This window comes from Myxococcus sp. AB056 (genome assembly GCF_006547365.1).
In the GTDB taxonomy this organism is placed as follows: Bacteria; Myxococcota; Myxococcia; order Myxococcales; family Myxococcaceae; genus Myxococcus; species Myxococcus virescens.
The window spans coordinates 44,275-69,289 of record NZ_VHLB01000027.1 but is presented as its reverse complement, the minus strand read 5'-3'; the positions used below and the strand labels follow the sequence as shown (position 1 = coordinate 69,289).

20 protein-coding genes and 1 pseudogene are annotated in these 25,015 nt (G+C 69.4%); 9 read left to right on the top strand and 12 right to left on the bottom strand.

What is annotated here, in order from left to right:
• Positions 1–242: 242 nt before the first annotated feature.
• Positions 243–887 carry a glutathione S-transferase family protein gene (locus tag FMP39_RS14745; RefSeq protein WP_141590560.1) on the bottom strand — a complete coding sequence of 215 codons (645 nt, stop codon included), beginning with the start codon at positions 885–887 and terminating at the stop codon, positions 243–245.
• Between the two features lie 87 nt (positions 888–974).
• The gene (locus FMP39_RS14740; protein ID WP_141590557.1) at positions 975–2,045 is read right to left on the bottom strand and encodes an isopenicillin N synthase family oxygenase; all 1,071 of its coding nucleotides are present in this window, start codon (positions 2,043–2,045) and stop codon (positions 975–977) included.
• Between the two features lie 62 nt (positions 2,046–2,107).
• On the opposite strand from FMP39_RS14740, the gene FMP39_RS14735 reads away from it, so the two are divergent.
• Positions 2,108–3,319, top strand: coding sequence for an MFS transporter (locus tag FMP39_RS14735; protein ID WP_141590555.1), 1,212 nt, complete (start codon positions 2,108–2,110; stop codon positions 3,317–3,319).
• A 30-nt stretch (positions 3,320–3,349) separates the two neighbouring features.
• On the opposite strand, the gene FMP39_RS14730 is transcribed toward FMP39_RS14735, so the two are convergent.
• The 3 genes from FMP39_RS14730 to FMP39_RS14720 are packed head-to-tail and all read right to left on the bottom strand — an operon-like array spanning position 3,350 to position 8,689.
• A complete protein-coding gene (locus FMP39_RS14730) occupies positions 3,350–5,344 on the bottom strand; it encodes an acetyl-CoA carboxylase biotin carboxylase subunit (RefSeq protein ID WP_141590553.1) in 1,995 nt (664 codons plus the stop codon).
• A 14-nt stretch (positions 5,345–5,358) separates the two neighbouring features.
• Positions 5,359–6,975, bottom strand: coding sequence for an acyl-CoA carboxylase subunit beta (locus tag FMP39_RS14725; protein WP_141590550.1), 1,617 nt, complete (start codon positions 6,973–6,975; stop codon positions 5,359–5,361).
• 4 nt (positions 6,976–6,979) lie between these two features.
• Positions 6,980–8,689: an acyclic terpene utilization AtuA family protein gene (locus tag FMP39_RS14720; RefSeq protein ID WP_194858403.1), complete on the bottom strand. Its 1,710-nt coding sequence runs from the start codon at positions 8,687–8,689 to the stop codon at positions 6,980–6,982.
• A 65-nt stretch (positions 8,690–8,754) separates the two neighbouring features.
• Between FMP39_RS14720 and FMP39_RS14715 the strand changes: the two genes are divergently transcribed.
• Together FMP39_RS14715 and FMP39_RS14710 are read left to right on the top strand one after the other, a co-directional pair.
• The gene (locus tag FMP39_RS14715) at positions 8,755–9,423 is read left to right on the top strand and encodes a TetR/AcrR family transcriptional regulator (RefSeq protein WP_141590546.1); all 669 of its coding nucleotides are present in this window, start codon (positions 8,755–8,757) and stop codon (positions 9,421–9,423) included.
• 43 nt (positions 9,424–9,466) lie between these two features.
• Positions 9,467–10,345: an SDR family oxidoreductase gene (locus tag FMP39_RS14710; protein WP_141590544.1), complete on the top strand. Its 879-nt coding sequence runs from the start codon at positions 9,467–9,469 to the stop codon at positions 10,343–10,345.
• 51 nt (positions 10,346–10,396) lie between these two features.
• Here the strand turns inward: FMP39_RS14710 and FMP39_RS14705 are convergent, their stop codons facing one another.
• The 3 genes from FMP39_RS14705 to FMP39_RS14695 all read right to left on the bottom strand — a co-directional run bounded on the left by FMP39_RS14705 (position 10,397) and on the right by FMP39_RS14695 (position 15,768).
• On the bottom strand, positions 10,397–11,551 hold the full coding sequence (locus FMP39_RS14705; RefSeq protein WP_228557998.1) for a hypothetical protein: 1,155 nt from the start codon (positions 11,549–11,551) through the stop codon (positions 10,397–10,399).
• A 284-nt stretch (positions 11,552–11,835) separates the two neighbouring features.
• A complete protein-coding gene (locus tag FMP39_RS14700; RefSeq protein ID WP_141590542.1) occupies positions 11,836–12,312 on the bottom strand; it encodes a macro domain-containing protein in 477 nt (158 codons plus the stop codon).
• A gap of 48 nt (positions 12,313–12,360) precedes the next feature.
• Positions 12,361–15,768, bottom strand: coding sequence for an amidohydrolase family protein (locus tag FMP39_RS14695; RefSeq protein ID WP_141590539.1), 3,408 nt, complete (start codon positions 15,766–15,768; stop codon positions 12,361–12,363).
• Positions 15,769–15,928: 160 nt separating this feature from the next.
• On the opposite strand from FMP39_RS14695, the gene FMP39_RS14690 reads away from it, so the two are divergent.
• From FMP39_RS14690 to FMP39_RS14675, 4 genes are all read left to right on the top strand, one after another.
• Positions 15,929–16,930 carry a hypothetical protein gene (locus FMP39_RS14690; RefSeq protein WP_141590537.1) on the top strand — a complete coding sequence of 334 codons (1,002 nt, stop codon included), beginning with the start codon at positions 15,929–15,931 and terminating at the stop codon, positions 16,928–16,930.
• Between the two features lie 68 nt (positions 16,931–16,998).
• Positions 16,999–17,451, top strand: coding sequence for a PaaI family thioesterase (locus tag FMP39_RS14685; RefSeq protein WP_141255415.1), 453 nt, complete (start codon positions 16,999–17,001; stop codon positions 17,449–17,451).
• Positions 17,448–17,912 (top strand): PaaI family thioesterase, encoded by a 465-nt coding sequence (locus tag FMP39_RS14680; RefSeq protein WP_090491085.1) that lies wholly within the window; start codon positions 17,448–17,450, stop codon positions 17,910–17,912. The genes FMP39_RS14685 and FMP39_RS14680 overlap by 4 nt, the downstream gene beginning before the upstream one ends.
• A 157-nt stretch (positions 17,913–18,069) precedes the next feature.
• The gene (locus FMP39_RS14675) at positions 18,070–18,801 is read left to right on the top strand and encodes a DUF4142 domain-containing protein (protein WP_228557996.1); all 732 of its coding nucleotides are present in this window, start codon (positions 18,070–18,072) and stop codon (positions 18,799–18,801) included.
• A gap of 2 nt (positions 18,802–18,803) precedes the next feature.
• Here FMP39_RS14675 and FMP39_RS14670 read toward each other — a convergent pair whose 3' ends face one another.
• Positions 18,804–20,240 (bottom strand): protein kinase, encoded by a 1,437-nt coding sequence (locus FMP39_RS14670; protein WP_141590534.1) that lies wholly within the window; start codon positions 20,238–20,240, stop codon positions 18,804–18,806.
• A 188-nt stretch (positions 20,241–20,428) separates the two neighbouring features.
• Here FMP39_RS14670 and FMP39_RS38425 point away from each other — a divergent pair.
• Positions 20,429–20,539, top strand: a pseudogene (locus FMP39_RS38425) (hypothetical protein); the annotation flags it as partial.
• Between the two features lie 681 nt (positions 20,540–21,220).
• Here the strand turns inward: FMP39_RS38425 and FMP39_RS14660 are convergent.
• From FMP39_RS14660 to FMP39_RS14650, 3 genes are all read right to left on the bottom strand, one after another.
• Positions 21,221–21,532 (bottom strand): pilus assembly protein N-terminal domain-containing protein, encoded by a 312-nt coding sequence (locus tag FMP39_RS14660; protein ID WP_194858402.1) that lies wholly within the window; start codon positions 21,530–21,532, stop codon positions 21,221–21,223.
• 110 nt (positions 21,533–21,642) lie between these two features.
• On the bottom strand, positions 21,643–22,557 hold the full coding sequence (locus FMP39_RS14655) for a sigma-70 family RNA polymerase sigma factor (protein ID WP_228557995.1): 915 nt from the start codon (positions 22,555–22,557) through the stop codon (positions 21,643–21,645).
• 359 nt (positions 22,558–22,916) lie between these two features.
• Positions 22,917–23,249 carry a hypothetical protein gene (locus FMP39_RS14650; protein ID WP_141590527.1) on the bottom strand — a complete coding sequence of 111 codons (333 nt, stop codon included), beginning with the start codon at positions 23,247–23,249 and terminating at the stop codon, positions 22,917–22,919.
• A 277-nt stretch (positions 23,250–23,526) separates the two neighbouring features.
• Here FMP39_RS14650 and FMP39_RS14645 point away from each other — a divergent pair, with 277 nt between their 5' ends.
• Positions 23,527–24,879 (top strand): RtcB family protein, encoded by a 1,353-nt coding sequence (locus FMP39_RS14645; protein WP_141590525.1) that lies wholly within the window; start codon positions 23,527–23,529, stop codon positions 24,877–24,879.
• Positions 24,880–25,015: the final 136 nt, after the last annotated feature.

The window sequence follows — 25,015 nt, the reverse complement described above, 5'->3', positions numbered from 1 at the left end:
GGCTCCCTCATGGGAGGCCCTGACAAATGAATTCTTGGCCGAGGTATTAGCCGGAGACAGACACACTGACGGTGAGGAGCGCCTACTCCCGGGTGAGCTCCTCGAGCCTGCGGGCCTGATTCCCTGGTCCTCGAGCAGGTCCGCGAACCACGGACCGTCGGTCGCGAGCCTGCAGATGATGGATTCGAGGGCCTGAAAAGGCCCTCATTTCAGGTGCCTACGCCCGGCGGCCCTCCAGACGCTCAAGCGCGAGGCTGCTGGAACGGCGCCATCTGGGCCGCCAGGGCACGCTGGAACGCGGGCCGGGCCTCACAGCGTTCCTTGTACGCCTTCAGCGTGGGAAAGCCATCGAGCACGTCCGTGTGCCGGAGGATGCGGAGCACCGTCACCATCATCAGGTCGCCCGCCGTGAAGCAGTCTTCCAGGTACTCGCGCTCACCCAGATGCGCCGCGAGTTCTCCCAGGCGCGCCTTCAGCGACTCCACCACGCCCGGCCTGCGCAGCTTCGCCCACTCCTCCTGGGCGAAGAACAGGTCCACTTCGGCGAGCGGCTGAATCACGATTTCGATGGAGTTGAGCGCCGCGAAGAGCCACGTCACCGCGCGAGCCCTGCCCGCCGCGTCCGCCGGCAGCAGCGCCTCACACTTGTTGGCGATGTGGAGCACGATGGCGCCTGATTCAAAGAGGACGAGGCCGTCCTCCTCCAGCACCGGCACCTGGCCGAAGGGCTGGAGCTTGCGGTAGTCGGGCGAGGCCTGGACTTTGTTGTCGATGAGCTTCACCTGATACGGCAACCCCGCCTCCTCGAGCGCCCACCGCACCCGGAGGTCCCGCACCAGGCCCTGTGCGAACGGCGGAACCCACTTGAACGCACTGACGGTCATCATCGTGATGTCTCCTGGTCGGTGAGCGGTTTGGGCGCGCCGAAGCGCGTCATCCGGCACAGCGCTCTCAATCATGCGCCCCGGGCTCCGTCAACGCGGTAAGGGTCCTCGGGGTGTCTCCTCCAGCGGTGCCGTGGGCGCGCGCTCCCACACCCGCCGCACCAGCTCCGGAAACACCTTGGACACCTTGCCCAGCAGGTAGTCGCCGTACGTCCCCTGGAAGGCGTGGACGCTGGCGCCGTCCCAGCGGCGGGCGCGGTCCTCATCTACGTCAGCGCCCGCGCCGCGTGGCAGGGGGTGGACCTCGGCGGCGAAGTCCGGGTCGAAGAAGAGTGGGAAGGACAGCCTGTCCTTGCCGCTCACGTTCTTCACCCGGTGCGGCGTGGAGCGGTACCAGCCGCCTGTCATCCGGTCGAGCATGTCGCCGATGTTGCACACCAGCGTCCCGGGCAGCGGCGGTGCCTCCACCCAGCCGCGCGGCGTCTTCACCTGCAACCCGCCGTGGTCGTCCTGGGCCAGCAGCGTGAGCAGCCCGTAGTCGGTGTGCTCGCCCACGCCCCAGCGCTCCTCCTCGTGCTGGGGCTCTGCGGGGTAATGGAAGATGCGGAAGAGCACCGTCGGGTCCGCCGTGTAGTGCCGCCGGAAGTAGTCCCCGTCCAGGCCCAGGCTCAGCGCCATGCCCTCCATCAGCGCATGCGCGGCGCGCGTGCAGGCCGCCATGTAGTCGAGCACCGCCGCGCGCAGCTCCGGCACCTCCGCGGGCCACAGGTTGGCGCCGTGCAACGGCCAGCCGGCCTTGACGCGCGGGTGCTCGCTTCCGAGCTCCGTGCCCAGATACAACCCCTCCTTCCGGTCCGGACGCCCCGAGGTCAGCTCCCCCCCGAGTGGAAACCAGCCGCGCCACGCGACACCGCCCATCGACATGGTGATGGCCTCCTTCGCCGCCCGGGGCAGCGCGAAGAAGCGGTGGCTCTCCCGCTCCAGCCGCGCGAGCACCTCGCCCGACACGCCGTGGCCCGTCACGTAGAAGAAGCCGCTGTCGCGACAGGCCTGCTCGATTTCACGCGCGACGCGCGCACGCTCGGTGACGCGGGATGCATCGAACAGAGACGCCATGTCGATGACGGGCAAGCCGCCCCGTGCGGAATCCGGACCTGTCATTCCCGGGAGCCTACACAGGTCTGGACCCCGGCAGGGCGCGGCGCGAGAGTCCGTCCGCCTCCATGACGATGCATTCCCCTCCGGAAGCTCCCCACACCACGCTGTCCACCGGGCTCGTGTGGCTGATGGCCGCCGCCTCGGGCGCCACCGTCGCGAACCTCTATTACAACCAGCCGCTGCTGGGAGACATCGGCGAGGCCCTGGGGGCCTCAGGGAGCGCGCTGGGGCTGGTGCCCATGCTGACGCAGGTGGGCTACGCGGTGGGGATGCTCTTCATCGTCCCGCTGGGCGACAGCCTGGAGCGGCGGCGGGTCATCGTCACCATGAACACGCTGGTGGCGCTGGCGCTCGTGGGCGTGGCTCTCGCGCCGACGCTGCACTGGATGGTGGCCGCGAGCTTCGTCGTGGGCGTCACCACCATCATTCCCCAGCTCCTCGTCCCCTTCGCGGCGCACCTGGCGCCCGCCGCGCAGCGGGGCCGCGTGGTGGGCACCGTCATGAGCGGTGTGCTGATGGGCATCCTCCTGTCCCGGACGGCGGCGGGCTTCATCGGGACGCACCTGGGATGGCGCACCATGTTCTGGATTGCGGCGGGGCTGATGCTCGCGCTGGCCGGCGTGCTGCGCTTCACGCTGCCGTCCCAGCCGCCCATGGCCTCCATGCCATATCCGCAACTGCTGCGCTCGCTCATCCACCTGGCTCGCACCGAGCCCGTGCTGCGGCTACATGCGGTGCTGGGCGCACTCAGCTTCGGCGCGTTCAGCGTGTTCTGGTCCACGCTGGCGCTGTACCTCCAGAGCCTGCCGCAGAAGTATGACGCGCAGGTGGCGGGGCTGTTCGGCGTCGTGGGCGTGGCGGGCGCCGCCGTGGCTCCGCTGGTGGGCCGCCATGCCGACAAGCGCGGGGACCGGCGCATCAACGGAGCGGCCATCGTCGTGTTGCTGCTGTCGTTCGTCGTGATGTGGCCCCTGGGACGCTGGCTGTGGGGCATCGCGCTGGGCGTGGTGCTGCTCGATTTGGGCGTCCAGGCGAACCAGATTTCCAATCAGACGCGGGTGTACTCGCTGCGTCCGGAGGCCCGCAGCCGGCTGAACACGCTCTACATGGTGACGTACTTCGCGGGCGGCGCCGCGGGCTCGTGGCTGGGGACCTTCGCCTGGACGCACTGGGGATGGAGCGGGGTGTGCGCCTCCGGCGCCGCGCTGTGTGTCGTAGCCCTGTTGGTGCTCAAGCGAGGGCCGAAGGGCGGCGCGCCTGAAGCGGCGGAGGCCTGACGCTCCGCCGCTCGAGCCAGGCCGAATCGCTCAGGAAGCCTTCTCCGCCGCCAGTGACACCAGGAGCTGCTTCGCCTTCACCTGGCTGCCCACGGACACGTTGAGCTCCGCGACGGTGCCCGTGACGTCCGCCACCACCTGGAACTCCATCTTCATGGCCTCCAGCACCACCAGGACGTCCCCGGGCTTCACCGCCGCGCCCACCTGCGTGTCCACGCGCAGGATGCGCCCGTCCATGGGCGCCGCCAGCCGTCCGCTGCCCACGCCGTCCGACTTCGACGGCGGACGGAACGTGACGTCCGTCACGGCGTGCGCGCCCGAGCCCAGGTCCAGCCACAGCGTGTCCCCCTCCCGCAGGTAGCGTGCGCGGCCCCGCGTCCCGGCGCAGGAGAAGTCGAGCACGCCCGCGGACAGCCCCAACACGGACACGTCGAACGACGCATCCCCCACGTCCACCTCGTACCCTTCCGCGGACACGGGCTGGACGGTGACGGACGCTTCCGCGCCACGGCTCAGGAGCTTCATCCGAACAGGGTGGCGGTGGGACGTGTTCCAGTTCAGCAGGGACACATCCAGTCCCGCCGTGTCCGCCAGCTTCAGGCCTTCGTCGTGGAAGAGCAGCGCCGCCGCCAGCGCCCGCGTCTTCGCGCTTGCCTGATACAGCCCTTCCACCTCCGACGCCGCCGCGTGCTTCGCGATGAACGCCGTGTCGTACTCCCCTGAACGGAACGCCGCGTGCTCCAGCACGTACAACAACAGGTTCTTGTTGGTGGTGACGCCGAACACCGTCAGCTCGCGCAGCGCCTCCACCAACCGCCGGCGCGCCGTCTCCCGGTCCGGGCCGTGCGCAATCACCTTCGCCTGCATGGAGTCATAGAAGGGCGGAATCTCCTGCCCCTCCCGCACGCCGTGGTCGATGCGCACGCCCTCACGCACCGGCAGCCTCCACGTCAGCAGCCGCCCGGCCTGGGGCGCGTAGCCCTTCGCCGGGTCCTCCGCGCAGAGGCGAACCTCGATGGCATGCCCCGACGCGGAAATCGCCTCCTGCGTCCGGGGCAGCGTCTCCCCCGCCGCCACGCGGAGCTGCCACTCCACCAAGTCCAACCCGGTAATCAGCTCCGTCACCGGGTGCTCTACCTGGAGGCGCGTGTTCATCTCCATGAAGTAGAAGTCACCGCTCGGCGCGAGGAGGAACTCGATGGTCCCCGCTCCCCGGTAGCCAATCGCGCGAGCCGCCGCCACCGCCACCTCGCCCATGCGCGCGCGCAGCGCCGGGCTCACCGCCGGTGACGGACTCTCCTCCACGATTTTCTGGTGCCGGCGCTGCACCGAGCAGTCCCGCTCGCCCAGGTGCACCACGTTGCCGTGTGTGTCCGCGAAGACCTGGACCTCCACGTGCCGCGCGTCGATGACGGCCTTCTCCAGGATGAGCTCGCCGCTCCCGAAGGCATTCGTCGCCTCCGAGCGCGCCGCGCGCAGGGCCGCGCGAAGCTGCGACGCCTCGTGCACCAGCCGCATGCCGCGCCCGCCGCCACCCGCCGCCGCCTTGACCATCAGCGGGAAGCCGATGCGCTCGCCCTCCACCGCCAGCGCCTCATCATCCAGGTCGGACGCCTCGTAGCCAGGAATGCAGGGCACGCCCGCCGCAATCATGCGCAGCTTCGCCTGGCGCTTGTTGCCCATCAGGGTGATGGCCTCGGCCTCCGGGCCGATGAACACCAGGCCCGCGTCGCGGCAAGCGCGCGCGAAGTCCGCGTTCTCCGACAAGAAACCGTAGCCCGGGTGGATGGCCTCCGCGCCGGACGCCTTCGCCGCTTCCAGAATCTTCCCGATGACGAGGTAGGACTCCTTCGCCGGAGACGGGCCAATGGCCACCGCCTCGTCCGCCGCCAGCACGTGCGGCGCGCCGCGGTCCGCCTCGGAGAACACCGCCACGGTGCGGTAACCCAGCCGCTGACAGGTGCGAATCACCCGGACGGCAATCTCGCCGCGGTTCGCGATGAGGACCTTCTTGAAGCGCTCCATCGTGTCCGCTCCTCTCACAGCCGCGCGACGCCGAACGTGTTGGGATGGACCTGCCGCCGCTTCGCCTCACGGCACACCGACAGCGCGAACCCGAGCACCCGCCGCGTGTCCCGCGGGTCGATGAGCCCGTCGTCGAACATCCGCGCGCTGCAGTTGAACGGATGCGACTCCTTGTCGAACTGGTCGATGATGGGCTGGCAGAACGCCTTGAGCTGCTCCTCGTCCACCACCTGCCCCTGCCGGGCCAGCTTCTCTCCGAAGACGATGGACATCACCTTCGCCGCCTGCTCGCCGCCCATCACCGCGGTGCGCGAGTTGGGCCACCCGAAGATGAAGCGCGGATGGAACGGACGGCCGCACATGCCGTAGTTGCCCGCGCCGAACGCACCGCCAATCAGCACCGTGAGCTGCGGCACCGTCGCGTTGGCCACGGCCTGAATCATCTTCGCGCCGTGCTTCACGATGCCCCCCTGCTCCGGCTGCGTGCCCACGAGGTAGCCCGTGGTGTTCTGCAGGTACAGGATGGGTGTGTCCTTCTGGCAGCACAGCTGGATGAACTGCGCCGCCTTCGTCGCGCCCTGGGGCGAAATCGGCCCGTTGTTTCCGATGATGCCCAGCGGGTGGCCGTACAGGTTCGCCCAGCCGCAGACGGTGTGCGCGTCGTACGCGTCCTTGAAGCCGGTGAACTCCGAGCCGTCCACGATGCGCGCGATGACCTCGCGGCAATCGTAGGGTTTGCGGTAGTCCACGGGCACGGCGCCGCAGAGCTCGTCGGGCGAGTACACGGGCTCGGCATAGGCGGGGCGCTCGGTGGGCGGAAGCTGCGCGTTCCACCCGAGCTTCGCCACGATTTCGCGGGCCATGCGGATGGCGTCCGCGTCGTCCTCGGCCAGGTAGTCCGCGGTGCCCGCCACCGTGGCGTGCATCTGGGCGCCGCCCAGCTCCTCATCCGTGGCGACTTCCCCCGTGGCCGCCTTGAGCAGCGGTGGGCCCGCGAGGAACACCTTCGCCTTCTTCTTCACCATCACCACGTAGTCGGACAGGCCCGGCAGGTACGCGCCGCCCGCCGTGCTGGAGCCGTGCACCACCGTCACCTGGGGGATGCCCGCCGCCGACAGCCGCGCCTGGTTGTAGAAGGTCTCCCCACCCGGGATGAAGATTTCCTGCTGGTACATCAGGTTGGCGCCGCCGCTCTCCACCAGCGACACCATGGGCAGCTTGTTCTCCAGCGCCAATGCCTGCGCGCGCAGCGCCTTCTGCACGCCCCATGGCGACGCGGTGCCACCCTTGATGGCGGAGTTGTTCACGAAGACGATGCACCGCACCCCGGACACGTAGCCGATGCCGATGATGCTGTTGCCGCCCGCCAGCGAGCCGTCACTGTCGTCGTGGTAGCCATAGCCACACAGCGTGGACAGCTCCAGGAAGGGCGAGCCCCGGTCGAGCAGCAGCATCAGCCGCTCCCGAGGCAGGAGCTGCCCGCGCTTGTGGAACTTCTCCTTCGCCTGGTTCTCCGTGTTGCGGACCTTCGCCTCGATGGCGCGCAGCTCCGAAACGCGGGCCAGCATGTCCGCGTGGTTCGCCTTGAAGGATTCGGAGCCCGGGTCGATTCGCGAGGTGAGGCGTGGCATCGGTCTACTCCTGTCCTTCGCGCAGCAGCGCCTCGGGAATGTCCATGTGCCGCGAGCGCAGCCACTCGCCCAGCGCCTTGCCCTGCGGGTCGAAGCGGGTGGACGAGGAGACGCCCTCCCCCAGTAAGCCATCCACGACGAAGTTCAGCCCCCGCAGGTTGGGGAAGACGTGCCGCTCGATGCGCAGCGGCGCGGCCTCCGGGAGCAGTTCGCGCAGCTTCTCTTCCGTGAGTGCATGCGCCAGCCACCGCCAGGCCGCGTCCGTGCGCGCCCAGACGCCGATGTTGGCCGTGCCGCCCTTGTCACCACTGCGCGCGGCGACGATGCGTCCCAGCGGAACCCGGCGCGTGGGACCGCCCGGCACTGGCGGCGGCAGCGGAGGTGGCGCCACGGGCTCCAGCGAGCGCGTCTCCCCGGGAGGCGTGATGGCGGTGCGCGCTCCATTCTCGAGGACGGCGACATGCTCCACACGCCCCGCTTCGACATAGGCGGGCGTGTAGACGCCATACGGCGCGCCGTCGGAGGGAGGCGCCGTCATCGTGAAGCCGGGATAGCTGCCCAGCGCCAGCTCCACCGCCGCGCCGCTGAAGGCCCGGCCCACCACCTTCGCGTCGGCGTCCTTCACCACCACGCGAAGGAAGGCGGCGGCCTGCTCCTCGGTGGCCGCGTCCTCGCGGTCCGTCCGCGTCAGCATCCACTGGAGTTCCTTCGGCTTGCGCGTCAGCGCCGCCTCCAGTTGCTCGCGCACCAGTCTCGCCTTCTCCTCGATGTCCAACCCCACCAGGATGAACGTCGCCTCGTTCCGGTACCCCCCCAGGTTGTTGAGGCACACCTTCATCGTGGGCGGTGGCGGCTCGCCGCGCACCCCGGAGACGCGGACGCGGTCCTTGCCGTGTGACGCCAGGGCAATGGTGTCGAAGCGCGCCGTGGCGTCCGGGCCCGCGTACCGCGCCCCGGTGATTTCATAGACGAGCTGCGCCAGCACCGTGTCCACCGTCACCGCGCCGCCCGTGCCCGCGTGCTTGGTGATGACGCTGCTGCCGTCCTCGTACAGCTCCGCCAGCGGGAAGCCGGGGCGCCGCGCGTCCAGCTCCGTGAAGAAGGAGAAGTTGCCGCCCGTGGCCTGCGTGCCGCACTCCAGGACGTGGCCGGCGACCATGGCCCCCGCCAACCGGTCCCAGTCATCCACCTTCCAGCCGAAGTGCGCCGCCGCCGGGCCCACCACCAGCGAGGCATCCGTCACCCGTCCCGTGACGACGATGTCCGCCCCCGCGCGCAGGCACGCGGCGATGCCCCACCCGCCCAGGTACGCGTTCGCGGTGAGCGGCGAGCCCAGGCCCAGCGCGTCCGCCTGCGCGGAGAGGTCATCTCCCTCCACGTGCGCCACGCGCACCTTCACGCCCAGCTTCGCGGCGACCTCGCGCAGGGCGGCGGCCAGCCCCGCGGGGTTCAACCCTCCCGCGTTGGTGACGACCTTGACCTTCTTCTCCACCACCAACGCCAGGCACTGCTCCATCTGCTTCAGGAACGTCTTGGCATAGCCGGTGGACGGGTCCTTCATCCGGTCCCGGCCCAATATCAGCATCGTCAGCTCGGCCAGGTAGTCGCCAGTCAGGACGTCGAGCTGGCCGCCTTCGAGCATCTCCCGGACCGCCGAGAAGCGGTCTCCATAGAAGCCCGAGGCATTGCCGACACGCAGGGGGGACGCAGGCATGAGCTCTCCACTCGGCAGCAACGAAAGACGCGTGAGTCTGGGCAGGTGGGCCTAAAAAAGCAAGCGTGCTTGCTTTTTTAACGCCTGACTCGCATCCTGGCCGGGTGAGTGAGGCATCCAGTACGCCCGGCAGGCAGGAGCAGGAGCGCAGCCGCGTCACGCGCCAGCGTCTGATGGAGGCGGCCATTGGCGCGCTCTCCGAGCTGGGGTGGGCGGGCGCGACCATGACTGTGATTGCCGAGCGAGCGGGTGTGTCCCGGGGCGCCTGTCAGCACCACTTCCCCACCCGCGCCGACCTGGTGGCCGCCGCCGTGGAGTATGTGGGGCACCAGCAGGTGGAGGCCGTGCTCCGCAAGGCCGCCCAGTTGCCGGCCGACGCTCGCCGCACGGAGGCCATCCTCCACATGCTGGCCGGCATCTACCTCAGCCCTGTCTTCACCGCCGCGGTGCAGCTCTGGGTGGCCGCCGTGGCGGACGCGGAGCTGCGCGCGCAGTTGGCCCCGCTGGAGGCCCGCGTGGGGCGGGAGTTCCACCGGCTGACGGTACAGCTGCTCGGCGTGGATGACAGCGTCGCGGAGGTGCGCGAGCTGATTCAGGGCACGCTCGACCTCATCCGGGGACTCGCGCTGGCCAATCTGCTGAGAGACGACAGCGCGCGCAGGAAGAAGGTCCTCCACCGCTGGGCGCTCACCCTGGACGAGGCCCTGAGCGCCCGGCGCACCCGCAGAGGCTGAGGACCACGGGTTTCATGAACGACCTCCACATCAGGAGCTGACCATGGGCTACCGCTCTCTCTTCGCACCGGGCTGTTTCAGCAACCGCACCATCGTCGTCACCGGCGGCGGCAGTGGCATTGGCCGCTGCACCGCGCACGAGCTGGCCTCACTGGGCGCCAACGTCATCCTGGTGGGCCGCAAGCCCGACAAGCTGGAGGCCGTCGCCCGGGAAATCCAGGAGGACGGCGGCAAGGTGTCCTTCGAGGTGCTCGACATCCGCGACGAGGAGGGCGTGAAGGCCACCGTGGCGCGCATCATCGCCGCGCATGGCCCCATCCACGGCCTGGTCAACAACGCGGGCGGGCAGTTCCCCTCGCCGCTGTCGGCCATCTCCAAGAAGGGCTTTGACGCGGTGGTGTCCACCAACCTCACCGGCGGCTTCCTGATGGCGCGGGAAGTCTATCTCCAATCCATGAGCAGCCACGGGGGCTCCATCGTCAACATGCTCGCGGACTCGTGGGGCGGCATGCCGGGCATGGGGCACTCCGGCGCGGCGCGCATGGGCATGCTCAACCTGACGCAGACGGCCGCCGTGGAGTGGGCCGCGTCTGGCGTGCGCGTGAATGCCGTGGCGCCCGGCTGGGTGGCCTCCAGCGGCATGGACAGCTACAAGGACGAGGGCGTGCGGGCGATGATTCCCCTCCTCAAGAAGGAGGTACCGCTCCAGCGGCTCGCCACCGAGTCCGAGGTGAGCGCCGCCATCGTCTTCCTGCTCACCGACGCCGCGGCCTTCATCACCGGCGACGTCATCAAGATTGATGGTGGCGCGTCGTGCAACACCAAGATTTTCCCGCTGGAGGAGACCACCGCCTCCAAGCCCTACGAGGGCTTCCACCGCGCGTCGGCGCCGCGCATCCTCGGGGGTGAGTCGAAGGAGTAGGAACGACACCCCGCTTCCGCCAACGTCGCGCGGAAGCGGGGCGCCGCCAGCTCAGAGGCCGTCCGGGTAGCAGAAGCCGTAGGTGCGGTCGTAGCCGCCACCCGCGAGCGGGTAGGACACGTAGCCCAGCTCCTCACCAGGGCCGCAGTCGGAGCGAGCACGGGCGTAGGGGAAGCAGGTGCCGCGGCCCGTGCCGTTCAGGTCGAGACACACGCCGCGCGCGCCCTCGGCGCCGCAGAACTCCGCGTAGCCCAGGGTGCACTCCTCGCCGATGAGGGCCGGGTCGAAGTCGAAGCCACTGGCCACCTGCACGGCCTGCTCCTGGCACAGCCCCTGGACGCCGCACACGGTGCCCGTGGGGCAACCCGGGTCGGCGGCCATGAAGTCACACGTGGCCATGCACGTGCTCGACGAACCCCAGGCCGTCGTACAGGCGTAGCCCTCCGCGCAGTCCGTGGCCGCCAGTTCGTACTCGCTGGTGGGCGCCGTGTACGTGCACGCCTCGCCGTGCGTCTTGGTGCCGAGCGACCGCTCCAGCGTGCCGTCATCCGCGGCGCGGTTGGTGGCCACGCAGGTGTGGCCGGGGAGGTTCGCCGTCAGCGAGCCCTCGCGAGGGTCACACCCGCCGTTGCGGGCGGTGTTCCACGTCGCGAAGCGAATCCACCGGCACTCGCCGCCCGCCACCGGCTCGGTGCCGGTGTAGGGCGCGTACAGCGGCGGCGCGGCCACGGACTGGCGCAGCGTCACGTTGGCCAGCGCGCCAATCGTCTGCTGCGGTGTCACCTTGAGCGCGAGCAGCAGCGTGCCCGACTCCGCCACGAAGGTCTTCGCCGTGGAGGTGCCGGCGTCCTGGACACCCCAGACACACTGTTCACACGTGAAGAGGTTGGCACCTCCAGTCGCCAGGTCATAGACGCCCGGCGCCGTCTTCACGTCCAACCGGATACGGGCGACATCTGCTACCGCCGGGTCGCCCTGGTCGGAGAACGAGCCGACGTAGGTCGGCTGCGGGCCATACTGCACCGGCGTCCGCTCGATGCCGTTCGTCAGCTCGCCCATCGTGATTTCGGTACACCCGGCGGGCGGCGACAACAGCGCCGCCTGCTCCTCCGCGGCGCGCAACGTCTCCTGCTCAGTGGCAGGAGGCGGGGGGTCCACCGGCTTCTCCGGCGCACCACAGCCCACCACCGCGGTCAGCAATGCCACACTCCAGCGCCACCCACCTGCAAATGCAACTCCAGAACGTCGATTCGCCATGAGGTCCCGTCCAGTTGCCAATCCGGCCATTCGGCTTGCCTCGATTGATTCAAGGCCAAGCGAGAATTAGTCGCAGGGTCTGACATCGAACAACGGGCCGCTCCAGTCCCTGACGAATGCTTTCGCGGCGGTGCCTATTGGCTTTCGCCCCGTGGAGGGTTGGCCCAAAACGACGCGGCACTTCTGGCACAAAGGAGACTCGGCGATGAATCCACTGTTCCTGGTCCCTGCATTCACCTGACGGGCGATGGCCGGAAGCGCACGACGCTCACGTCGAGGGCGCCAGCTTCCACATCCAGGACCTGGCGCATCAGTTCCAGCGCGCGCGCTTCATCAAAGCTGCCGGAGCCCGCGCCAATGACGGGGAAGGCGACGGAGCGCAAACCCTGCTCGCGGGCCTTCGCCAGGGCATTGCGGACCGAGTCCTGGATGGAGCGCTCGGAGGCGCGCCAGAGCATGTCGATGCCCGCCACGTGGATGATGGCTTTGAATGGCAACCGCCCGGCGGAGGTCACCACCGCCGAGCCCAGGGGCATGGGGCCTGCCTTCGCCACCTCGCGGAAGGGCCCGGCCCCGCCCCTCCGCTTGATGGCGCCGGACACCCCCTGCGGCAGCAGCAGCCACCAGGGGATGATGTTCCGGTTCCAGGCATTGACGATGGCCTCCACCGGCTGGTCCAGCAAATCCCCTTCGACGACAGAGACGGGCATGGCGCGGACTCTAGCGCCAGCCCGCCTCGGATGGGGGTGCCTGGGGGCTCAGTCGCACGCGTGCGTGTGCGTGTGCTCCGTGGCCTTCGGGCTCCAGCCTTCGTTCCCGTCCTTCTCGAAGAAGAACTTCGCGCGCGGGCGCTGGCGCGTCCCCACCTCGTTGAGCGTGGCCGCGTCGTACAGGCGCCCGTTCACCATGGTGTAGCGCACCGAGCGGCTGTGCTTGAGGTCCTGCAAGGGATTGCCATCCAGCACGATAAGGTCCGCCAGCTTGCCCACTTCCAAAGAGCCAATCTCTCCGTCCAGGCCCAGGTAGCGCGCCCCGCTCAGCGTCGCCGAGCGCAGCGCCTGGAGCGGCTTCATCCCGCCATGGCCGAACATCCAGACCTCCCAGTGCGCCGCCAGGCCTTCACGCTGGCCGTGCGCGCCCAACTGCACGCTCACGCCCGCGTCACTCAGCTCGCGCGCCACGGTGGCGGCGGCGAAGTGGTTGAACTCGTCATCCGGCACGTGCATGGACGGCCGGCGGCTGCGCGAATCCACCACCCGGCGCGGGGCGAAGGACAACAGGCGCTCGTCCTCCCACACGTTCGTCTTCTGGTACCAGTAGTTCTCACCCCAGACGCCGCCGTAGGCCACGCCCAGCGTCGGCGTGTAGCCGGTGCCGCTCTTGCCCCACAGCTGCTTCACGTCCGCGTAGATGCGCGCCACCGGAATCGCGTGCTCCACGCCCGTGTGCCCGTCCACCACCATCGTCAGGTTGTGCTGGAGCAGTGAGCCGCCCTCCGGCACCACCAGCATGTCCAGCTCGCGCGCCGCCTGGAGCACCTTCTGCCGCTGGTCTCTGCGCGGCTGGTTGTAGCTCTTCACGCTGAAGGCTCCCATCGCCTTCATCCGCCGCAGGTGCGAGCGCGCGTCGTCCACCGTCTCAATGGGCGCGCGGTAGCCCGCGCCGGACGCGCCGTAGAGGATCGTGCCCGTGGAGAAGATGCGCGGCGCCACCACGCCGCCCGCCCGGGCCAGCTCACTGGCGGCGAACACCTCTTCCGACGTGTTCGACGGGTCGTGCAGCGTCGTCACGCCGAAGGCCAGGGACGACGCATGCACCCAGCTCTGCTCGGGCATCAGCCCGTCCATGCCCATGGCTCCGTGCCAGTGCACGTCGATGAGGCCGGGCATCAACGTCTTGCCCTTCACATCCACCACCTTGGCCCCGGACGGCACCTGCACCTTGCCCACCGGGCCCACTGCGACGATGCGGTTGTTCCGCACCACCACCACGCCCTGCTCGATGACCTCGTCACCCTTCATGGTGATGACGCGGCCTCCCACCAGGGCCAGCGTGCCCTCCGGCGCGTCCGCCTTCACCGGGAAGGAGAGGTCCACGCCCTTCTCCGGCGCCTCCGGCAGCTTCTCCGGCGCGCCGTCGATGAAGGCGAAGCTCTCCTTCAGCGCGCGCGTGAAGAGCTCGGGCCCCAGCGCCCAGTGCAGGCGCTGGCTGTCGCCGGACCAGTGCAGGTACTCGCCCGCGTCCCGGCTCACCTTCGCCAGCGGCAGTGCCTTCGCGCCGGGCCCCACCGTGGCCGACTTCGCGCCCAGCGCGAAGGGAACGACGAAGGCGTTGAAGTTCTCCCGGAACGCCACCCACCGCTCGTCCGGGGAGACGCGCAGCTCGGTGGCCTCGGCGCTGGTCAGGTGCGTGCGCTCCTCGCTCCCGCTCAGCCCAATGCTCTTCAGGGAGCGGACGTCCTCCTTCTCCTTGTGCTCCACGTGCAGGAAGTACACGCGGTCCGAGCGCGCGCCGAAGTGAGGCTGCTCACCGTCACGCGCCAGGCGCTTCGGCGTGCCGCCACCCGCGGGCATCGCGAACAGGCCCGTGTTCCGGCTCCACAGCCCAGGCATCAGGTAGCCGTCCCCGGACGCGCGGTACACCAGCGTCTTGCCGTCCGGGCTGAGCGCGGGCTCCACGTAGTAGCCCGGCTGCTTCGTCAGCACCTTGCCCTCGCCGCCGGTGGCGGGCACCACGCGGATGGTGCCCAGCTTCTCGTCGTCCCACGTCGTGTAGACGATGGAACGCCCGTCCCGGGAGAACGACGGGTAGAACTCCAGGTGGTCGTCCTGCTTCGTCAGGCGCCGGGGCGTGCCCGCCGGCAGCTGCTTCACGTACAGCTTGCCCAGCGCCTGGTACACCACGCGGTCCCCCTGGGGGGACACCTGCACCCAGCGCAGCATCTTCGTGGAGAAGCGCTCGGGGGCCACCGCCTGCGGGCTGCGCACGGCCTCGAAAATCGTGCGCGTCCCCCGCACGCGGAAGGCAATGGGCGTCACCTTCTTCGTGGCCACGTCGATGCGGTGCAGCTTGCCGCCCGCCCAGAAGACAATCGCCTTGTTGTCCGGTGTCCACGCCATGCCCGGATACACGCCGTGGATGGCCCACGTCTCCTGCATGTCCCGGTCGAGCCCGTCGTACAGTGGGCGCTCCGCGCCGGACGCCACGTCGGTGACGTAGAGCACGCTCCTGGCGCGCACCCGGCGGACGAAGGCCAGCTGCTTACCGTCACGTGACGGCGTGGGGCGGATGGCGCCGCCGGGGCCCGTGATGAAGGGCTCGATTTCCTTCGTCTCCAAATCCAGCCGCTGGATGGCGTAGATCTGCCCGTTGGGGTCCTTGTTGTATTCGAAGCTCTTCCCCGGCGAGACGTCCTGGCTGAAGTAGACGTGGCGCCCATCGGGTGAGAAGGCGGGCTCGCCCAAATCCTTCTGGTCGCTGGTGCGCTCGGTGAGCTGCACGCCCTCGCCGCCGGCGCGGTGGTACATCCACACCTCGCCCGCGCCCAGCGAACGCCGCGCGGTGAAGTGCTTGCGCGCCACGATGAACTGCCCGTCCGGACTCCACGCGGGGCTGTTGAGCAGGCGGAACTTCTCCTCCGTCACCGCCCGCGCATTCGAGCCGTCCCGGTCCACCACCCAGATGTTGTCTCCGCCGCCCCGGTCACTGGTGAAGACGATGCGCTTGCCGTCCGGGCTGAAGCGCGGCTGCATGTCCCACGCGACGCCGGACGTCAGCGCCTTCGCTTCACCGCCGCCCATGGGCAGCACGTAGATGTCCCCCAGCAGGTCGAAGACGATTTCGTCTCCGCGCGGGCTGACATCCACGTTCATCCACGTGCCCTCGGTGACGTCGATGTTCACCTGGCGAGCGGGGAAGCCCGGCGCGTCCACCTTCCAGGTGTCTCCCCCTTCCTTCTCCGCCTTCTGCGCGGCCTCACCGGACGGCGGACGCGGGGCGTCTACCTCGGCGGCGCGGGCCGCGTCGCGCGCGGCGTCCTTCGTGTCGGGTGCCGGCCGTGGCGGGTCCTGCCGGACCGCGGGAGGCTTCGCCGGAGCCTGCTGCGCGGCCATGGGCGCGGCGGGCATCAGCAAGACGGCGAGGAGGGAGGAGGTCAGTCGTTTCACCAGAAGTCCTCTTGAGGAAGAAACCGTGTGTCGGGTGGCGGAGACTATCCGGCCCCCAGGGGCTGTTGGATGCCGGCTGAGAACAGGCGAACAGGCGAGCCTCTTCCGGGCCGTGTAGGCTCACACCCGCCGAGCAGCACTGATTCCGGGGGGAGTCTCCATGCAGACGCGTCAGAAGCTCGCCGTGCTCGTCATCCACGGCATTGAAGTGGATGACCCGGGTCTCTATGACACCGCCGTGCGCCTGCTGCGTCAGCACTTCGCGCAGCACGCGGGGGCCGCGCCGGACACACTCGCCGTCGAAACGGTGAACTGGGCCTCCGTGCTGGAAGGCGCGGAGAAGGACCTGCTCGCCCGCTACGCCCCTGCGGATGCGGACACGTACTGGAAATCCCTTTATGACAGCGTGCGCACGGTGAACCAGGGTCACGAGTCCGCGCTCGTGCCGATGATGCTCCGCTTGATGCGGCCGTCCCTGCGCGGCATGGACCTGCGCTACCCCGGCCTGCGGTGGATGCTGGTGCACTTCGTGGGCGACATCATCGCCTACCAGACGAACCCCGCCGACCCGGACGTCTACACGGGCATCCACCGCAAGGTCGCCGAGGCCCTGGGCCGCCTGCGCCAGCAGGCCGGTGACACCGCTCCGCTCTGCGTCATCGCGCACAGCCTGGGCAGCGTCATCGCCAGCAACTACTTCTACGACTTGCAGGCTCAGCGACTGGCCGGGCGGGACATCATCGAGGAGACGGTGCGCGCGGCCCAGGGCAGCTCGCCCCTGGAGCGCGGCGAGACGCTCAGCCACTTCTACACGCTGGGCAGTCCCATGGCCCTGTGGAGCCTGCGCTATCCCCACGCGGAGCTCGACCAGCCCGTGCAGGTCCCCGCGCCGGAGCTGGCACGCCACCATCCGGGACTTCGCGGACGGTGGCTCAACTTCCACGACGAGGACGACGTGTTCGCCTGGCCGCTCCAGCCCCTCAGCGCCGCCTATCACGCCGCGGTGGAGGACCGCGCCGTGCGCGTGGCGGGCCCGCTCTTCTCGTGGACACCCCTGGTCCACCCCTTCTACTGGTCGGATGACGCGGTGATGCGGGACATCGGCACGTCGCTTGCCGGCGCGTGGAAGCAGCTCTCCAGCGCCGCGGCCGTGGCCTCCTAGCGTGGCGTTGCGGGCGCCCGTCAAAACACAGTGCGCCATGCGGCCTTGAATCTGGTATCGCGCCCCTCATGTCGGACGACTTCACGCTTCCTGAAGACAAGGCCGAGCGGATGGAGCGCTGCGCCATCTTCTACACCGACGTCGTGCCCCACAATCACGCGCTGGGGCTGAGGCTGGTGGACATCCGCGCCGCCGAGGCCACCGTCGAGCTGCCCTACGCGGAGAACCTCGTCGGAAACCCGGAAACCGGCGTCATCGCCGGCGGCGCGGTGACGACGCTCATCGACGCCACCTGTGGCACCGCCGTTTTCCTCAAGCTGGGCCGCTTCGCCCCACTCGTCACGCTGGACCTGCGCATCGACTACCTGCGCCCCGCGCGGCCCGGCATCGTTCTCACCTGCGTGGCCGAGTGCTACCGGCTCACCCGCCAGGTGGCCTTCGTCCGCGCGTTCGTCCACCAGGGCGACCCGGGCCACCCCGTGGCTTCCGCCCAGGGCACCTTCATGCGGACAGAGGAATGACGACCATGTCCGAGTCCACGAAGCCTCCCCTCGCCGAGCTGGTTCGCCAGGTACGCAAGACGCGCGAGTACAAGCGCCTCACCGACGCCATCCCCTACACGCGTTTCATGGGCATCGGCGTGGAGAACCTCGCCGGCGAGATGCTCTGCCGCATGGCCTTCAACCCGAGGAACATCGGCAACAGCCTGATTCCCGCCCTGCACGGCGGCACGCTCGGCGCGCTGCTGGAATCCGCCGCCGTCTTCGAGCTGCTGCTGCAGACGAACACCGAGCGCGTGCCGAAGGTCATCTCGCTCACGGTGGACTTCCTTCGCTCCGGCAAGCCGCAGGACACCTTCGCCAAGGCGTTCGTCACCCGCCAGGGCCGGCGCGTGGCCAACGTCCGGGTGGATGCGTGGCAGGACGACCGCACGCGGCCCATCGCCAGCGCGCACGCGCTGTTCCTGCTGTCGGAGCCATAAGCCTTCCGGGACTGGCGCCGCTGACGGCGGGATGCCCTCGAAACCCCGGAGGCACTGAGACAGGAGCCCTCGCCCCGCTGCCCGCCCCACTTGCTCGGCGCCATCCTCCGCCTCCACCTTCGGTTTGATGTCTCGCTCGGGACATGGGAGGCAGACGATGAAGCGATGGATGGGTGGGGTGGTGGCGGGCACGCTCGCACTGGGCGGCGGCGCCCTGGCGCAGCAGAACGGCACGGACGACACGGAGAGCATGGTCCGCATGGGCCGTCCGGAGGCCATCGACCAGGGGCAGGCCCCGGAGCCGTTCGAGGAAGGCACGGGGGGTGCCGGTTCCCAGGGCACTCCGCCTGATGCGCGCGGCGTGGCGCTGCTGCGGCAAGGCCTGCTGCCCATCCCCACCGACGAGAAAGCGTTCCTCGACGAGCTCCACCAGGCCAACCAGCACGAGGTGAAGCTGGGCCAACTCGCTCAACGGCAGGGCAGCGCCCAAGGCGTGAAGGACTACGGCGCGCGGCTGGTGAAGGACCACGGGCAAGCAGACCAACGCCTCATGGCCTACGCCCGGAAGCAGAACCTGACGCTGGCCGAGCCCCAGGCGGACACCGACTTCGCCAGGACGATGGAGCGCGCGGAAGAAGCGTCGATGGCGAAGCTCCAGTCCCTCCAGGGCCCCGCGTTCGACCGCGCCTTCCTGGCCGCCATGGTGGGCGACCATGACGCGGACATCGCCAAGGTGATGGCGGGGCAGCAGCAGTTCTCCGGCAACGCCGGGCTGCAAGCGCTGCTCGGAGACATGCTGCCCACGCTGCGCGAACACCGGCAGCAGGCGTACCGGCTGCTGGGACAGGAAACGCCCCGCCAGGCACGCAGGGCTCCCGGCGGACGCTGACGTCAGCGCGCGGTGACGTCCAGGACTCGGGACTTCATCTCTCCGGCGTGGCTCCACGTAATCAGGTCCGTGCTGCCCGCCTCCTTCCCCCTCAGACGCACCACGCCCTGACGCGGCACGGTGACTTCGACGAGGCTCGGTTCGCCCACCGCGATGCGCTGGAGTCCAGGAACGACCAGTTCGTGCACGTCGCCGACGCGCAGGACAACCGGCGATGCCGCCATGCGCCCGGGCCTCTCGGCTCGCGGCGTGGCGGCATCGGACTGGAACAGAAAAGACGGCTTCCACAGGAGCACGCCCAGGACCACCAGGGAACCCGCTCCCGCCAGAGCCAGGATGCCCCGGCGGCCCCATGCCGGCGAAGGCAGGGAGAGCACCGCCATCAGCGCCTCCATGCTGGGGAAGCGGTCCTCGGGCGCGTTCGCGAGCCCCCGCGCCAGCGCGGTGCGGAGATGCCTCGGCAGGCTCGACGTTCGCGGTGCGGCGGAGGCAGCACGGTGGCCGGGGCGCTCACCGTGGAGCGCTTCGTGGAGCGCGACGCAAAAACTGTACTGGTCGCCGCGGGCGTCCACGACCCTTCCCGCGCGCTGCTCCGGAGACATGTATGCCGGCGTTCCCGCGGCCTGCCCCCACTCCGTGAGCATGGAGGCCTTCGATGCACCCTCGCTCACACCGGCCGGCGCCTCGGGAGACACGCCCGTGCCGTGCCTCGCGAGCCCGAAGTCCGTGACGCGTACCCGGCCGTCGCGCCCCACCAGCACGTTGGACGGCTTGAAGTCTCGGTGCACCATCCCCGCGCGATGGGCGGCGGCCAGCCCCGCTCCCGCTGCCAGGAAGACCTCCAACACGTCCCGCCATGGACGCTCGCGTTCCCGAAGCCAGTCCGCGAGCGTCGTGCCGTCCACCCACTCCATGGCCAGGAAGTCGTGCCCCTCCGCCGTCCCCAGCTCGAAGAGCGGCAGTACGTTGGGATGTGAGAGCCGCGCCATGGCCTGGGCCTCGCGAAGCAGCCGCTCACGCCCCTGGTCCTGTGCGCCCGCGAGCAGCGGCCTCAACAGCTTGAGCGCCACCCGCCGCCCCAGCCGCAGGTCATCCGCCGCGTACACCACGCCCATCCCTCCCATGCCCAACACGCCCTGCAGCAGATAGGCCCCCAGCCGCGTCCCTGGCGGCAGGACCGGCTCCTCCCGCGCGTCCGGCAACGTCGCCGCTCCCGTGTCCCACCGCGTGGGCGCCTCCACCTCACGCTCAACGGCGACTGCGCCCGGCAGGGAGGAACTGGCCGCCACCGCCGCCACCAACGCCCGACAGTCCGCGCAACCGTCGAGGTGTGCTTCCACCAACACCACCTTCCCCACGGGAGCCGAGCCACTGACGAAGGCCGCGAGCAGGTTCTCATCCGGACATGCGGACATCGGAGGACGGTGCAACGGGTTCATGGCGCGCCTCGAATCATCGCAGCCCGGGTCCGCGCCGAACAGCCCACCCGAGTTTCCCACCTTCGAAGGCAGCTCCGCTGGCGCGCCGACCCGACCTCCCACCTCGTGTCAGCCCCTCCCTGTAGACAGGTCGTCGTGGAGGGAACGTTCCTTCCACGCGACGGCCGCGAAGGCAGGGGGACGGGCGGATGTACACGTTGGCGGAGATGCGCGCTTTCAGGCTGCGTGACGCGGCGGAGCTGCTGGCACAGCGGGGGTTCGACAACGTCCGGGCCGCGGAACTGGCCCGGGCCACGCGGCTCTCGGTGGGCTCGCTGTATCGTTACTACGGCAGCAAGCAGGGCATCGCGAGGGCGATACGGACCCTCACCGAGCGCGAGCTGTCCTACACGGGTTTCGTCGCTTACCAGATGGCGGATGGCGACCCGCTGCGGCAGGGCTTTCGCGACGTCTTCATCGCCTTCTGGCGCGAGTTCGCGACCTGGGCGCTGTTGCAGCCCCACCTCGTGGGCTTCACCTTCCTTCACAACCATCCGGACACGGACCCACCGGGCGAGCATGACGGACGGACGCGCGCGCAGGTGCTGGAGGTCCTCGAGCATGGCGAGCGCGAGCAGGTGTTTCCCAAGGGCCGCACCTGGCTCCATGAGTGCATGGTGTGGGGCATGCTGTCGGAGCTCGTGCGCCGGGCGGGCCGGGGCGAGGTGGTGGGTGAAGAAGACGTCGAGACTGCCGCGGAGGTCCTCTGGAAGGCGCTCTCTTCAGATGAGCCCTCCAAGCCTCGAGGTGGTGGCCATCCACCTCCGGGAGGTGACCACGCGCATCCAGCGCTCACGGCGGAGACGTCAGCTCGGACAAGTGGTGCGGTCCAGACGGCGCGAAGCCCTGGTCCAGCGGCGCCCACGCCCCTCATCCCTGCGCGGAGGAGCGCGGCTTCCATTCATGTCACATGGCGGCACCATGGCCACCGATGCCCTGCATCAATCGGTGACGACGATGCGGTAGCTGCTCCGCTTGTTCTCGGGCCCTGCCCACACGAGCAGCGCTGTCTCACCGGCCTGCTTACCGATGATGCGCAGCACCCCTTTGCCGAGTGCCTTGATGTCCGCAGTCTCCGGTTCGTCAATCGCGATACGGACCATTCCCGGAATTTGAAGGTCGCGATGGCTGCCCTTCTTCACGACCACCGTTTCCTCGGTGGTGGCCGAAGCCCCAGAAGACGGGACCGGCTTCGACTCCTCCGCCAGCGCAGGTGCTCCCACCAACGCCAGCGCAACCAGGGCAAGGCCCATTCTGTGATGCATGGTGTGTGTCCTCCAAGAGGGGGTTGTTCCACCTTCACCCGGATGACACCGGCCAGGTCGGAGCGTTGCACGCGGCCGCGAAAAAAGTCCGCGGACCCTCAGGAAGCCCCAGACGTGCTCAGCAGGGACGGCAGGCTCAGGTCCAGCTCTCCCTGTACCACCCGCATCAGGCTGTGCAGTTCGCCGGAGGTGAGCCGAAGCCGCTCCGCCAGCCGCTGACGTGTGCCCTCCAGCGCCGCTTCCCGGGCGCGGGCCACCCAGCGTGACACGGTGGACTTGTGCGTCTGGTACATGGTGCCGATGCGCTCCAGGCTCAGCCCCTCCACCACGTGCAAGCGCAGCACGGTGCGCTCCCGCGTGGGCAGGGCATTCAGTGCCTCGGAGAGCGCCGTCTGGAAATGCTCGCGGTGGTTCTTGCGCAGGTAGTCCAACTCGACGTCCGCCATGTCCGCATGGGTTGGCAGCGGGAGCGCCTCCGCCTCCTCTTCTGCGTGGGCCCTCCGGCGCTCCGAGCGCTGGAGGTTGAGGGCGGTACGCACCGCTGCCGCCCGCAACCAGGCCGCGAGCGGACCACTGCCCTGGTATTCCGCCATGCGTCCGGGCCGGTCACCTTCTGGGACGAGCAGCCGCTCGCGCAGGTGTTGAACCACCTCAGAGGGGTCCACACCCGTGTCCCGCATCCGAGCCAAGGACGCCGCCGCCTTGGGAAGAACGTGGCGCTCCAGCGCGGCATGCGCCGCAGCGTTCCCCCGCACACAGGCGCACGCCAGAAAGAGGTCCGCGGCATGCACGGTGGCCAGCACCCGTGAGGGGTCCTCGTCCCGTGGCAGGCACGAAGCAAGGTGGCGTAGGAAGTCTTCCTCCCCCAGCGTCACGCCCGGCCAGGCCTGCCGCGCCGCGGCGCAGAGCGCGACCAGCGTGTCCTCCAGTCCGGGCAGGGCCTCGTAGCCCTCACGTGCCCCGGGGCCGAGCTGCTGGAGGAAGACGAGCGAGCGGCTCTGCTGCGTTCGCATGCGCACCTCGGCACCGCGCGTGCCTGGAGCGGCACGGCTCACCCGCCTTGTTACCCCGTTCCCTCCCCCCGTTTCCACCCGGCCATGACGACAGTTCGGCGAGCAACTGCGCCAGGAAATCGCCAAGGGCCTTGACCTTGGGCGGCGTGGGGCGCGCGGGCGGCCACACCCGCGACAAGGCTCCCCGCTGCACCCTGTGCTCGCACACGAAAGACCGGACGCGGGGCTCGCGCGGACGCTGAGCCCCGCCCGCCTGGGCATCCTGCCCGGACAAGGCCACATGGCCCACGTCACCGCGCCTGAATTGCTGGCGCGCGAGGTCTCCGCGTTCCTCCGCGAATCGCCCGCGCGCCTGGGGCCTACATGGACACGGACTTGCTCGGGTCGAGCTGCTTCTTCTCGGGCTCGCGCGTCCGGGCCTGCGTGTCCGCCTTCTTCGAGGTGTCCCGGCTCTTGCGTGGGGCCTCGACCTCCGCCTTCACCGGCGCCTCGCAGTGGTCACCCTTCCGATTCGGGTGGCAGTGTCGGATGCCATAGACATGGTGACACCCACAGGGGTCCACCCGCTTCTTCGCGCACGCGGAGGGATTGAACACCGGGGCTGCCACCTCCACCGGCGTCTGTGCCTGCTCCTTCTCCACGGGTCCCGCCTGCAACGCCACCGCCAGGAAAATCCCACCAAGGAAACCCATCGCCCACCCCCTACCTGGATGCTGCGGAATGGATGGGAATGGAATCCGGACGTGACAAGTCCCGGGGCGATCGGAACCTCGCCGTCCGCTCTCGGGCTGACTTTCGCCCGGCCGGGCACGTCCCGGCCGCGGCCTCGTGCGGCTCCGAATTCGCTCGCCTTCCCGCCTGTGCCCCCAGCATCCTCTGCTCCTGTTTTCGGGTTTCGGCTCCTGGCGTCAGCTTCCCTGGACGCTCCCGTCGCTGCCGCGTGTTCATCCCGCCTGGGGGATAAGAGTCATGAGTTGGAAGCAGCGGCTGGAGAAGGTCTCAGAGGGCCATTACGTCCTGGCGAAGACCAAGAGCATGAAGGTCGATGCGGACCTGTTCCTGTCCGACAAGTTGCTGTGGGGGGAGGGCCCCGAGCAACCTGGACTGGAGGACTCTGTCTTTGACCAGGTGGTGAATGCGGCATCCTTCCCCGGGGTCACCCGCGTGGCTGTCACACCCGACTGTCACCTGGGCTACGGCGTCCCCATTGGCACGGTGGTGGAAACGGACGGCATCCTCCTGCCCACCGCCGCCGGCTACGACATCGGCTGCGGCATGGTGCAGTTGCAGACGACGCTCACCGCCGAGGACGTCGCCGACGCCACGAAGCGCCGCCGCTGGATTGAAGAGGTGACGAAGCGCATCGCCGTGGGCGTGGGCGCCAGCCGCGTGCAGAAGCAGCGCAGGGTGACGGACCGCACCTTCTCGGACGTGGTGCGCCACGGCGCCAAGGCCCTGGGCCGGGGTTCGTCCGTCACCGAGCGCGACTACATCCCCGTCGAGGACGACCGGGTGGACATCCCCGAGCGCGCCTTCGGCAAGCGTGAGCAACTGGGCAGCCTGGGCGGCGGCAACCACTTCACCGAGATGCAGGTGGACCAGGACGGCCGCGTGTGGGTGATGCTGCACACCGGCAGCCGCGGCTTCGGGTGGAACATCGCCAAGCACTTCTTCGTGGAGGGCGCCGCGCAACTGGGCCTCAAGAGCCGCAGCGAGGACCATGTCTGGCTGGACGCGGAGAGCCCGCTGGGCCGCGACTACTGGAACCTCCACAACATGGCGGCCAACTTCGCGGTGGCCAACCGGCTCATCATCGGTGAGGCGGTGTGCGCGGCGCTGGAGGACGTCTTCGGCGGCACGGCCAGCGTGTATTACGAAATCTCCCACAACCTCATCCAGAAGGAGGCGGGGAAGTTCGTCGCCCGAAAGGGCGCCACGCGCGCGTTCCCCGGAGGACACCCCGCGCTGAAGGGCACGCCCTGGGAGAAGACGGGCCACCCCATCCTCATCCCGGGCTCCATGGAGACGGGCAGCGCCATCCTCTTCGCCGAGCCGGGCGCACAGAAGTCCATCTATTCGGTGAACCACGGCTCCGGCCGCCGCATGTCGCGTGGCGAGGCGCGGCGCGTGCTGAAGCAGGACGTCACCGACCAGCGCATGGCCGAAGCGGGCATCCTCCTCAATACCCGCCAGACGCCGCTGGACGAGTCCGGCCCCTGCTACAAGAACCTGGACGATGTCCTGGAGACGGTGGAGATGGCGGGGCTGGCCCGGGTGGCCTACCGGCTCAAGCCGGTGGCCTGCATCAAGGGCGCGGACTGAGGCGGCCCGGGCGGCGCATGGCCGCCTGCCTGCCGCCAATCCCTGGGAGGCGGGCGGCCCGGGTCATTTCCGGCTCGGCGCGTGGGGCTCGTGGGGCCGTCCGGGGGACGCTACAGTAGGCACCCCTGGAGTCCTT

Coding starts and splice junctions, on each gene's coding strand:
- FMP39_RS14690 (WP_141590537.1), top strand. CDS start 15,929: ATGCAGACGCGTCAGAAGCTCGCCGTGCTCGTCATCCACGGCATTGAA.
- FMP39_RS14660 (WP_194858402.1), bottom strand. CDS start 21,532: ATGGGCCTTGCCCTGGTTGCGCTGGCGTTGGTGGGAGCACCTGCGCTG.
- FMP39_RS14685 (WP_141255415.1), top strand. CDS start 16,999: ATGTCGGACGACTTCACGCTTCCTGAAGACAAGGCCGAGCGGATGGAG.
- FMP39_RS14675 (WP_228557996.1), top strand. CDS start 18,070: ATGAAGCGATGGATGGGTGGGGTGGTGGCGGGCACGCTCGCACTGGGC.
- FMP39_RS14650 (WP_141590527.1), bottom strand. CDS start 23,249: ATGGGTTTCCTTGGTGGGATTTTCCTGGCGGTGGCGTTGCAGGCGGGA.
- FMP39_RS14725 (WP_141590550.1), bottom strand. CDS start 6,975: ATGCCACGCCTCACCTCGCGAATCGACCCGGGCTCCGAATCCTTCAAG.
- FMP39_RS14645 (WP_141590525.1), top strand. CDS start 23,527: ATGAGTTGGAAGCAGCGGCTGGAGAAGGTCTCAGAGGGCCATTACGTC.
- FMP39_RS14655 (WP_228557995.1), bottom strand. CDS start 22,557: ATGCGAACGCAGCAGAGCCGCTCGCTCGTCTTCCTCCAGCAGCTCGGC.
- FMP39_RS14730 (WP_141590553.1), bottom strand. CDS start 5,344: ATGGAGCGCTTCAAGAAGGTCCTCATCGCGAACCGCGGCGAGATTGCC.
- FMP39_RS14735 (WP_141590555.1), top strand. CDS start 2,108: ATGACGATGCATTCCCCTCCGGAAGCTCCCCACACCACGCTGTCCACC.
- FMP39_RS14740 (WP_141590557.1), bottom strand. CDS start 2,045: ATGACAGGTCCGGATTCCGCACGGGGCGGCTTGCCCGTCATCGACATG.
- FMP39_RS14680 (WP_090491085.1), top strand. CDS start 17,448: ATGACGACCATGTCCGAGTCCACGAAGCCTCCCCTCGCCGAGCTGGTT.
- FMP39_RS14670 (WP_141590534.1), bottom strand. CDS start 20,240: ATGAACCCGTTGCACCGTCCTCCGATGTCCGCATGTCCGGATGAGAAC.
- FMP39_RS14700 (WP_141590542.1), bottom strand. CDS start 12,312: ATGCCCGTCTCTGTCGTCGAAGGGGATTTGCTGGACCAGCCGGTGGAG.
- FMP39_RS14745 (WP_141590560.1), bottom strand. CDS start 887: ATGATGACCGTCAGTGCGTTCAAGTGGGTTCCGCCGTTCGCACAGGGC.
- FMP39_RS14720 (WP_194858403.1), bottom strand. CDS start 8,689: ATGCCTGCGTCCCCCCTGCGTGTCGGCAATGCCTCGGGCTTCTATGGA.
- FMP39_RS14710 (WP_141590544.1), top strand. CDS start 9,467: ATGGGCTACCGCTCTCTCTTCGCACCGGGCTGTTTCAGCAACCGCACC.